7 protein-coding genes and 1 pseudogene are annotated in these 9,816 nt (G+C 72.1%); 3 read left to right on the top strand and 5 right to left on the bottom strand.

Annotation, left to right across the window (positions count from 1 at the left end):
- The first annotated feature begins 215 nt into the window (after positions 1 to 215).
- Both ACY45C_RS13030 and ACY45C_RS13025 read left to right on the top strand, forming a co-directional pair.
- The gene (locus tag ACY45C_RS13030) at positions 216 to 1,382 is read left to right on the top strand and encodes an alpha/beta hydrolase fold domain-containing protein (RefSeq protein ID WP_462187888.1); all 1,167 of its coding nucleotides are present in this window, start codon (positions 216 to 218) and stop codon (positions 1,380 to 1,382) included.
- Positions 1,383 to 1,586: 204 nt separating this feature from the next.
- Positions 1,587 to 2,612 (top strand): universal stress protein, encoded by a 1,026-nt coding sequence (locus tag ACY45C_RS13025; protein ID WP_462187887.1) that lies wholly within the window; start codon positions 1,587 to 1,589, stop codon positions 2,610 to 2,612.
- Positions 2,613 to 2,687: 75 nt separating this feature from the next.
- Here ACY45C_RS13025 and ACY45C_RS13020 read toward each other — a convergent pair whose 3' ends face one another.
- Together ACY45C_RS13020 and ACY45C_RS13015 are read right to left on the bottom strand one after the other, a co-directional pair.
- A complete protein-coding gene (locus tag ACY45C_RS13020) occupies positions 2,688 to 3,776 on the bottom strand; it encodes an LLM class F420-dependent oxidoreductase (protein WP_462187886.1) in 1,089 nt (362 codons plus the stop codon).
- Positions 3,777 to 3,809: 33 nt separating this feature from the next.
- Positions 3,810 to 4,535 carry a class I SAM-dependent methyltransferase gene (locus tag ACY45C_RS13015; protein ID WP_462187885.1) on the bottom strand — a complete coding sequence of 242 codons (726 nt, stop codon included), beginning with the start codon at positions 4,533 to 4,535 and terminating at the stop codon, positions 3,810 to 3,812.
- Positions 4,536 to 5,239: 704 nt separating this feature from the next.
- Here ACY45C_RS13015 and ACY45C_RS13010 point away from each other — a divergent pair.
- Positions 5,240 to 6,127 (top strand): class I SAM-dependent methyltransferase, encoded by an 888-nt coding sequence (locus tag ACY45C_RS13010; protein ID WP_462187884.1) that lies wholly within the window; start codon positions 5,240 to 5,242, stop codon positions 6,125 to 6,127.
- Here the strand turns inward: ACY45C_RS13010 and ACY45C_RS13005 are convergent.
- From ACY45C_RS13005 to ACY45C_RS12995, 3 genes and pseudogenes are all read right to left on the bottom strand, one after another.
- Positions 6,057 to 7,950 (bottom strand): annotated as a pseudogene (locus ACY45C_RS13005) (dipeptide ABC transporter ATP-binding protein). The gene ACY45C_RS13010 and the pseudogene ACY45C_RS13005 overlap by 71 nt on opposite strands.
- Positions 7,947 to 8,825, bottom strand: coding sequence for an ABC transporter permease (locus tag ACY45C_RS13000; RefSeq protein WP_462187883.1), 879 nt, complete (start codon positions 8,823 to 8,825; stop codon positions 7,947 to 7,949). Before ACY45C_RS13000 ends, ACY45C_RS13005 begins: the two are co-directional and overlap by 4 nt.
- Positions 8,822 to 9,816: ABC transporter permease (locus ACY45C_RS12995; RefSeq protein WP_462187882.1), on the bottom strand; the 995-nt coding region annotated here is incomplete at its 5' end. The genes ACY45C_RS12995 and ACY45C_RS13000, both read right to left, overlap by 4 nt.

Genomic DNA, 9,816 nt, shown 5'->3' with positions numbered 1-9,816 from the left:
CAAATGCCAGCTCCCCGCACCGTGTGGCGCTGGTCACATCTGCCACCCGTCACCAACACCCGCACCCGCCCCGGCTCCGGGCTCCGGGCTCCGGCCGCGATCCGGGTGTCCCGAACGGACAACACCCGGGGCCGTCCGCCCAGAATATCGGCAAACGCCAAGATCAAGGGATTCATCATGCGATCGGATGTTCGGGGCGGTTAGAGCGGCAGGGCATGATGACTGGCGGAGGCGAGAGTTCCGTCCCCGCTGACCCCTACCCGGCCGATCCCTGCCCGGCCGATCCCCGTCCCGCGGACGGCCCTCCGGAAGGGAGAATTGTCATCATCCGCTCCGCCCAGCACCGATTCCTCGCCGCCGCCACCGGCAGCATGCTCGCGCTCGGCCTGGGCCTGGCCGCGTGCTCCCGGCACGGCTCCGCCCCTCGCCCCGCGTCGCCGACAGCGTCGGGCCCGGGTGGCCCGAACAGCGCACCCGCGCAGGCCGGCACGCCCGAGGAGTCCGGCGGCATGTGGGTCCTGCGGGACGTGCCCTACGCGCCGGTCTCGCCGGCACAGCGGCTGGATCTCTACCGTCCCTCCCCGCCGGCCCCGACGGCAGGTGCCGAAGGGGCCCAGGTGACCCCCGGGACGGTCCTGCCGATGGTACTCACGATCCACGGTGGCGCGTTCATGCTCGGCGACAAGCGGGACGACCTGCCGGTGGTCCGAGCACTCGTCCACGCCGGGTACGCCGTCGCCAGCTTGAACTACCGGCTGTCCGGGGAGGCGAAGTTCCCGGCCGCGGTCCAGGACGTGAAGGCGTCCGTCCGCTGGCTGCGGGCCCACGCGGGCACCTATGGCCTGGACCCCTCCCGCATCGCCGCGACCGACGCGTCGGCCGGGGCCTACCTCGCGGTGATGCTGGGCACGACGAGCGGCGTGGCGATGTTCGACGACCCGGGGCTCGGCAATCCCGGGGTGTCCAGCGACGTCCAGGCCGTCGTCGACTTCTACGGCCCGGTGAACTTCGCCTCGATGGACGCCCAGCTGCGCGCGAACGAGCGGTGCACCGTGGCTGACGCCCAGCACGACCAGCCCCACTCGCCGGAGTCGCGGTTCCTCGGCCGCACCGTGACGGCCGTGCCCCAGCTGGTCCGGGTGGCGAGCCCCCTGAACTACCTGAGCCGCGGGCCGCTGCCGCCGTTCCTGATCGAGCACGGGGACGCGGACTGCACGGTCCCCCACCAGCAGTCGCTGGAACTCGCCCACGCGCTGCGCGCCGCCGGAGCGCCGGCGGTGGACGTGACGATCGTGCCGGGCGCCGGCCGCGGCGGTGCCTTCCCGGCCCGGGAGCGGATGGGCGTCGTTCTGGCGTTCCTGCACCGCACCATCGGCCGCTGACGGCCGGCACACCACCCGGCGCTCCGTCGACCAACCACCTCTGCGGCCTCAGGCCACCTCTCTGGCCTCAGGCCGCGGGCCATCCGGCAGGGTCATGACCGGCCGCAGGCCCCACCGGCTCACCCCGCGCGTCACGTCGCGGGGGTCACCTTCAGGCGGAACCATGGCAGTGACGGGGAGCAGCACGGCGAGAGGGTGATAGGGATGTCGGGCACCGAGGCACAGTCGGACACCGCGGGGTACGCGCGCCCCGCCGGGCAGGCCGTCGAGGCGGCGGACGCGGAGTCCGCCGCCGGTGGGATCGTCGTCGGGGTCGACGGTTCACCCGCGTCCGTCGCCGCGATCCGGTGGGCCTGCGACGAGGCCGCCCGGCGCCTGGTCCCGGTGATCGCGGTACTGGTATGGGACGTCATGGGCGAACCGCGGCCGGTCTTCGAGACCGCGGCGAACGCCGACCGCGAGGGTCTGGCGCACGCCGCCACGCGGGTTCTGGACACCGCGCTGACCGCCGCCCGGGTCAGCGATCCGACAGTGCGGATCATCCGGCGGGTCGAGGAGGGCAGTCCCGTCCCGGAGCTGCTGCGGGCCGCGGCCGACGCGCGGATGATCGTCGTCGGCGAGCGCGGTCACGGGGCCCTGCACCGGCTGGTGAGCGGCTCGGTGAGCCAGGGTGTGGTGCACCATGCCTCCCTGCCGGTCGTCGTGGTACGGCCGGTCGCCCCGGCCGCCGGATCCGGCAGGCACCGGTCCGGAAAGCATGACCGCGATATGGCGAGCGGCGGCGCGCACCAGCCCGTCGGCATCGACGACCGGCCGGTGGTCGTCGGCGTGGACGGCTCGGCCCCCTCGCTCACGGCACTACGGTGGGCCGTCGAGGCGGCGATGCTCCGCAAGAGCGCCCTGCACGTCGTGCACGCCTGGCACCTGGACATCCCGATCTACCCGGGGAGCTACGCCGATATCGGATCGGCGCTGGCGGAGCAGGCCCGGCAGACCCTCGACCAGGCCGTCTCCACGATCGTCACCGAGCACGCCGGCGGGCTGCCCATCCCCGTCAGGAAGGAGACCGTCGTCGATGGCCCCGCCCATGCGCTGCTGCGGGCCTCGGCTGACGCGCAGCTGCTCGTGGTCGGCAGCCGCGGGCACGGCGGCTTCGCCGAACTGCTTCTCGGTTCGGTGAGCCACCAGTGCGTCCTGCACGCGCACTGCCCGGTGGCCGTGGTCAGGTAGCGGCCCCGGTGGCCCTGGTCGGTAGCGGCGCGGCCCGTGGTCGGGAAACCGGCGCGGTCCGTCCGGCGAGGTCGATCAGCCGATGCCAGCCGGCGTGGGGATGCGGGGGCGCAGCGTGCTCAGCAGGCCGAGGACCCGCTCGGCCAGGTCCTGCTCTCCCCCGCCAGCCGATCCAGTTGATCCGGCTGATCCGGTCGATCCGGTCGATCCGGCGGTGTCCCACGCTCCGAGCAGGAAGGACGGAGTCAGGCGGACGTAGAGCTGGACCGCGGTGACCCCGGGCTGCACATATGCGGCGATCTGGTCGCGGCACTGCTCGGGCGTGCCGTGGATGAACAGGGCGTCGATGACCTCGTCGGGTAGCGCCCGGGCGGCACCACGCTGGTCCCCGGCGGTCCATCGCTCGTGGGACTCGGCGAGCCGTTCGCCGTTGCCGAGCCATTCGTGGAAGGCGTGGTAAGGGGTCTGGTTGAGGATCCAGGTGAGGAACGGCCGGCTGTCGCGGCGGGCGACGTTCGGATCGGCGTTCGGGCTCACGAAGACCTTCACCACCAGCTCCTTGCCCGCTGGCTGCGGTCCGACGGCGGCACGGACCTTGATCAGATCTTCGGGGGACAGCAGATTGGTGACGGCACCGTCCCCCTCGGTGAAGCCGAGCTTGAGCATGCCGGGCCGCATCGCTCCCAGGATGACCTTCGGCGTCTCGATCGGAGGATTCGGTAGGACGAAGCCGCGGATCGCGAACGTGTCGAAGGCGCCGGAGACCACCTCGCCGCGCAGCGCCCGGGTGAGGAAACGAAGCGTGTCCCGGGTCCGACGGAAGGGCTCGTCGAACGGGATGCCGTTGAGGTCGGTCACGTGGGCGGGCACCGACGAACCGATGCCGAGGACAAGCCCGCCGAACGTCAGATCGGCCAGGGTCGCCGCGGTCTGGGCGAGCACCGCCGGGCCGCGGGTGTGGACGGGCACGATCGCGCTCGCCAGGCGCACCCGGGGATCCCAGGCGGCGGCGACCGCGAGCGGGGTGAACGCGTCGACGCCGCCGCCTTCGGCCGTCCACACGTCGCTGTAGCCGGCGTCAGCGAGTCCCGTGACGATGCGTCGATGGTCCCGCAGCGGGATGCCGGGCAGAGGAAGGGTGACACCGAAACGCGGAGTGGTCACGGGAGTACCTCACGGGTGGTCGACGGTGTTCGGTCAGATGGTCGTCGCGGAGACGGAGGACAGAGACGGAAGGGCGGGAGTTCCCGCGCCCGGAAGCTCAGGCCGGGGGCGCCGGCCCCAGGCAGCGATGATGCTGGGCCCGAGGTCGAGGAAGTCGGGATCGGCGAGCAGGGCCAGGGCCGAGTCGAGATCGGCACGGGTGAGCAGGCCGCTGTCGACGAGGTAGTCGGCGGACTGGCCGAACGTCGCACGCCACAGGCGCCCGATCTCGTTGGAGCCGCCAACCGGGTAGTACGTGGCGTGCAGACCGGTGTCGACCAGGCCCGCCCGGGTCAGCGGCGCCGGCAGCGTTCGCCCCCACCGCAGGTCCGACCCGATCGACGACGCCATCGCCTGGCCGATCGCCTCGAAGGCGTGCCGGAATCCGTCGTGCGGTGACGAGTCGACCGGGGACAGCACGAGATCCTCAGTGACCAGCCAGCCGCCCGGGGCCAGCCAGGAGACTAGCCGCCGCAGCACCTCCTCACGCTCGGGGATGTGCATGAGGACGGTGCGGGCATGGATGAGGTCGAAGGAACCCGGCTCGAAGTCGTGGGTGCGCACGTCCGCTTGGACGATCCGCAGGTTCGACCGGCCGGCGTCGTCGAGGAAACTCGTGCTCACGTCTACCGCAGTCACCTCCCCGCCGGGGAACCGGTCGGCCAGCCAGTAGGCGACCGAACCCGCACCGGCACCGAATTTCCAGGAACCGCCCTCCATCGGCGATTCCCCGCGCCTCGAGAACGGCGTGCGTGGCCGGGTCCACCTGTGATTCCAGCAGTTGCAGCCGGCCGAGTTCCGTGGAGATGTCGTGGCTGAGGATGCCCTGGACGTATCCGACCGACGTGTCGGGCGCGGAACGCTGCGTAGCGATCACGTCTCGCGCCGGCGCCAAGGCCGCATCGGATCCCGTTGTACTGGTCATCGTCTCCCCTGGGCATGGTTCTGGGCCGGTTCCGGGCGGTCGCGGCCAGGTCCTAGACCGGTTGCGGACCAGTTCCGGTCCAGCACGGCGGTACCGATTCCTGCGTGGTTTCCACTGTCGTACCTGGTTTTCACTGTCGCGAACAGTTTCCGCGTCCCGGACCGCGACCCATTCCAGTCGGCTCGCGGCGGCTGGTCCAGAGGCATCACGGTGCTGTTACCAGCACTAAGGAGTCGAAATGAAATAACTTGCGCGTTTCGAACCCTCCACAGGCCTGTGACCTGCGATGATGCTCTCGATCACGTATTTGTTACTTCATTACGTCCCCTAACAGGATGTCGACTATGGACGCAGAAAGCTATCTTGACCCCACACGAACACGATGCCTAATTTCAAAACGCAGGGCACGGAACTCGGCACTTGGCACGAGCCCGTGATGCACGATGGCGGACCGTCAGTACGTCGGATCGGTTGGCATACCTCGGCTGGGGAGAAACAGATGACGCAGACCGTCACGGCACAGGCGGCCCGACTCGGCGGGTACGACGACGCCAGCCGGCTTCGGCAGGCTCAGGACACCGACTGGGTGCTCGAGTTCGCCGATCCGACCGCCCGGTCCGTCGCCGATCTCGGCTGCGGCATCGGTTCCCTGCTCGCCGCGGCGCTCGACCGCCTGCCCGACGCCGTCGACGCCCTGGGCCTGGATCGTGAGGAGTCCCGGCTTGCCGAGGCTCGACGCAAGCTCGCCCCCTACGCGACCCGGGTACGGTTCCGCTTCGTCCAGGCCGATCTGCGCCGGCCCCCGCAACTGGCCGACGATGCGGGTCCCACGGCGTTCGACCTGGTCACCCTCACCTCGGTCCTGCACTGGATCCACCCCGACGAGGAGCAGCTGGTGCGGTGGATCTCCACGCGACTGCGGCCCGGCGGCGCCTTCCTGCTCACCACCCACCATCCCGAGCACGACGAGTACGGGTTCGGTGGCAGCGACGACCTCGCCCGGCAGGCCCTGGTCCGGCTGGGCCATGCGGCCGAGGACGTACCCAGGCTGCTGGCGGCGGCCGGGATCATTCCGATCGCCGTACGCACCCTGTCCGTGGACGACACCGCGACCCTGCTCGATGCGTACTTCGACATCGACGGCGTCGACGAACGCCCGGCGGTCGTGCGGGCCGCGAACGGCGAGGAGTACCAGCGGTTCCACGCGGCGACCTTTGGCACCTACTACAGCCGGCTCGTCGGTGCGGACCGTCAGGAGGACTACTTTCGGGCGATCGGGGAGGTCGCGCAGCACCGCCTCGACACCGACGGGCACATCACCCAGATGCCGGTACGGCTGTGGCGCTGTCGGCCAGGGGCGTCCCGGCCTGCGGAGACGGCCCGGTAGCCGCTGGGGGGGTAGGCGGTCCGGGGAGCCGGGGCACCGCGGCGAGCAGCCGTACGGTGTAGGGGTGCCGGGGGGGCGGTGAAGACCGTCTCCACGTCCCCGGACTCGACGACCCGCCCGTCGTACATCACCAGGACCCGGTCGCTGAGGTGCTGCACGACGCCGAGGTCGTGAGAGACGAAGACCATGGCCAGGCGGTGGGTCCGGCGCAGGTCGACGAGCAGGTCCAGGACCTGGGCCTGGATGGACACGTCGAGCGCGGACACCGATTCGTCGCAGATCAGCACCTGCGGTTCCACGGACAGCGCCCGGGCGATGGCCACCCGCTGCCGCTGCCCGCCGGACAGCTCGACCGGTCTGCGCCGTAGTTCCCGCGCGGAGAGCCCCACCTGTTCCAGCCGTCGGACGGCGGCGTCGCGGCGCTCGGTTCGCGCGACCCCACCCACCCGCAGCGCCTGCGTCAGGATCCGGCCCACCGTCAGTCGTGGGTCGAAGGACCCCAGCGGGTCCTGGAAGATCGCCTGGATCTGCCGGCGGCGTGGTCGGCGGTCACGCTCCGGCACCCAGCTGCCCCAGCCGCCCCCAGGACCCGACGGGCCGACCCAGGGAACGCCGCCGAGCAGCACCTCACCCGCGTCGGGTTCGGTCAGACCCAGCATGATCCGGGCGAGCGTCGTCTTCCCCGAACCGGACTCGCCGACGAGCCCGAGGGTCTCCCCGCGGCGCAGCGCGAAGGAGACGTCCCGGACCACCTCGCGTCGCTCTCCGTCCGCCGTCCGGAACGCCTTGCGCAGTCCCGTCGCCCGCAGAAGGATCTCGGCGCCGGTCGAGCCGCCCGCGTCGAGCCCGGCAGACGCGAGCCCGGCAGACGCGAGCCCGGCCGCCGCGATCCCGGCTTCGTCGACGGGTCCGGCCAGCCGGCTGCCCCTGGTCCGCGCGGAGGGCACGGCGGCAAGCAGCTCGCGGGTATAGGCGTGCGTGGGATCGCCCAGCACCCGCTCGGTCGGGCCACTCTCCAGGATCACTCCGTCGCGCAGCACGGCGACCCGATCGGCGAGCCGGGCGACGACTGCCAGGTCATGGCTGATGAGCAGCAGTCCCATCCCGCTCTCGCGCAGACCGGCAAGCAGATCGAGGATCCGGGCCTGGACCAAGACGTCGAGAGCGGTGGTCGGCTCGTCGGCGATGAGCAGGTCCGGAGTGCCGGCCAGCGCCGCGGCGATCAGCACCCGCTGGCGCAACCCGCCGGAGAGCTGGTGCGGGTACTGCCGGACACGGACCTGTGGATCAGGAATACCGGCCCGCGCCAGCAGCGTCGCGATCCGGGGGCCACGTTCGGCCCGCGCGACTGGGCCCTGTGCCCGCAGCGCCTCGTCGACCTCCTGCTCGACCCGCCGCAGCGGATCGAGGGAACCGAGGGCGTCCTGGAGCACCAGGCCGATCCGGCGGCCACGCAGGGCGCGCCATTCCCGGTCCCGCAGCCCGATGAGGTCGGTCCCGCCCAGGCGCAGCCGCCGGGCCTGGACCGTCGCGTCCGCTCCGGCGAGTCCGACGAGGGCGCGGGCGGTCACGCTCTTACCCGATCCGGACTCGCCCACGAGGGCCACACACTCCCCCACACCGACATCGAAGGAGATTCCCCGCACCACCTCGACGGCCCGACCGCCCCGGCCGAAGGAGACCCGCAGCCCGTCGACGGTCAGCAGGGTCGCGGACGGCTCCTTCGCCCCCCGCGCGCTCGGAGGTGTCGAACCAGGGGGCGCCGACCCCAGCGGTGCCGAGTTCGGCGGTGCCGGCGGTGAGACCTGCGGCTGGTCGTTCACGGAGTCCGTCCCTCCACCCGCAGGCGGGCATGGCGGCCGAGCACGGTCACGGCGACGACAGTGGCGGCGATCGCCGCCCCGGGGAACACCACGACCCACCAGGCGGTGTCGATGACGCCTCGGCCGTCGGCGAGCATCGCCCCCCACTCGGGGGCCGGCGGCTTCGTACCGAGGCCCAGGAAACTCAGCGCCGAACCGGAGATGATCGCCGTCCCGATGCCGACGGTGGCCAGCACGAGCAGCGGTCCTAGCGTGTTCGGCACGATGTGGCGCAGCACGATCACCGGTCGGGGCAGGCCGAGCGCCACCCCGGCGTCGACAAACCCGGCATGGCGGACGACGAGGGCACGCGACCGCACAACCCGCGCGTAGCTGGGGACCGCCGCGATGCCGATGGCCACCGCCGCGTTCACCGAGCCTGGACCGACGATGGCGATGACCAGCAGCGCGAGCAGCAGCTCGGGGAAGGCGAGCAGCAGGTCCACGAGCCGCATGAGCAGCCCGTCCGCGAACCGGCCGCCGAGGGCCGCCGCGAGGCCGACCGTCGCCCCGATCCCCGCGCCGAGCGCGGTCGCTCCGGCACCGAGCAGTAGCGAATGCCGGGCGCCGGTGACCACCCGCGCGAAGACGTCCCGGCCCAGCTGGTCGGTGCCGAACCAGTGTGCCCAGCTCGGTCCGCGCAGCGCCTCGCCGAGGTTCGCCCCGTCCGCGGGATGACAGCTGAGCAGCCCCGGCCAGGCGGTCGCGACAAGAAGCAGGACGATCAGCAGGCCGGCCGCGATCAAACCGGGACGCGGCCGGCCACCGCCGGTGCGGGCCAGGGCACCGGCGGCGGGCGACTCGGTCCCGGGGCGGGCCTCCCCGACCGCGGTCACCGGGACACCGCCAGATCAACCGCCGTGGCCCTCCCGGCACCGGATCCGTCGTCGCGCAGTCGCGGGTCAATGAGCAGGTAGAGCAGGTCGACCACGCTGTTCACGACGACGAAGACCGCCGCGGACAGCAGCACCACCGCGGTGACCACCGGGCTGTCCTTGGCCGAGATCGCCGCGAGGGTCACCCGACCGATCCCCGGCCGGGCGAACACCGCCTCGGTGACGACTGCGCCGCCGAGCAGGCTGCCCACTGCCCAGCCGAGCAGGGTGACGAGCGGGAGCGCGGCATGGCGCAGGGCGTGGCGGGTCAGCACGCCCACCGCGCCGATGCCGCGGGCGCGGACCGAGACGACGAACGGATCCTCCAGCGCGGCGTCAAGTCCCTCCCGCAGCACCTGGGCGAGGACCCCGGCGATCGGCAGGGCCAGCGCGGACGCCGGGAGGACCAGTCCGGACGGGCCAGTGGCGCCGGCACTGGGAAACCAGCCGAGGTGCGCAGAGAAGAGGGTGATGAGCAGGATGCCGATCCAGAACGTCGGGCTCGACACGACGAGCAGCTCGGCGCTGGTCGCCAGCATCCGGCCAAGCCGGTGGGTGGTGCCGCCCCGGCCGGCGGTCGACACCGCGAGCCCGATCGCCAGCAGCGCGGCGAGCGCGGACGCCGTGAGCGCCAGCTGCACCGTCGGCCACACCTGACCGGACAACACCTCCACGACCGGCCGCTGCAGCTGGTAGGAGGTGCCGAGATGGCCGGTCACCAGGCGGCGCAGCCAGGTGCCGTACTGGACGACGAGCGGCGACTGGAACCCGTACGTCTCGTTGATCTGCTCCCGAAGCTGCGGCGAGATCCCGAACGTCGGCCCGATCAAAGTGTCGACGGGATCACCCGGTACGACGTGCAGCGTCACGAAGGCCAACGTCGCCGCGCCCCACAGGACCCCGGCGCCCACGACCAGCCGGCGCAGCAGGAACCTCGCCACAGCCCGCCCTA

Source organism: Frankia sp. CcWB2, from assembly GCF_977927585.1.
This window is presented reverse-complemented; position numbering and strand designations above follow the sequence as displayed.

Bases quoted from the DNA above. Each gene is read 5' to 3' on its own strand.
- ACY45C_RS13030 (WP_462187888.1), top strand. From the start codon at position 216: ATGATGACTGGCGGAGGCGAGAGTTCCGTCCCCGCTGACCCCTACCCG.
- ACY45C_RS13025 (WP_462187887.1), top strand. From the start codon at position 1,587: ATGTCGGGCACCGAGGCACAGTCGGACACCGCGGGGTACGCGCGCCCC.
- ACY45C_RS13015 (WP_462187885.1), bottom strand. From the start codon at position 4,535: ATGGAGGGCGGTTCCTGGAAATTCGGTGCCGGTGCGGGTTCGGTCGCC.
- ACY45C_RS13010 (WP_462187884.1), top strand. From the start codon at position 5,240: ATGACGCAGACCGTCACGGCACAGGCGGCCCGACTCGGCGGGTACGAC.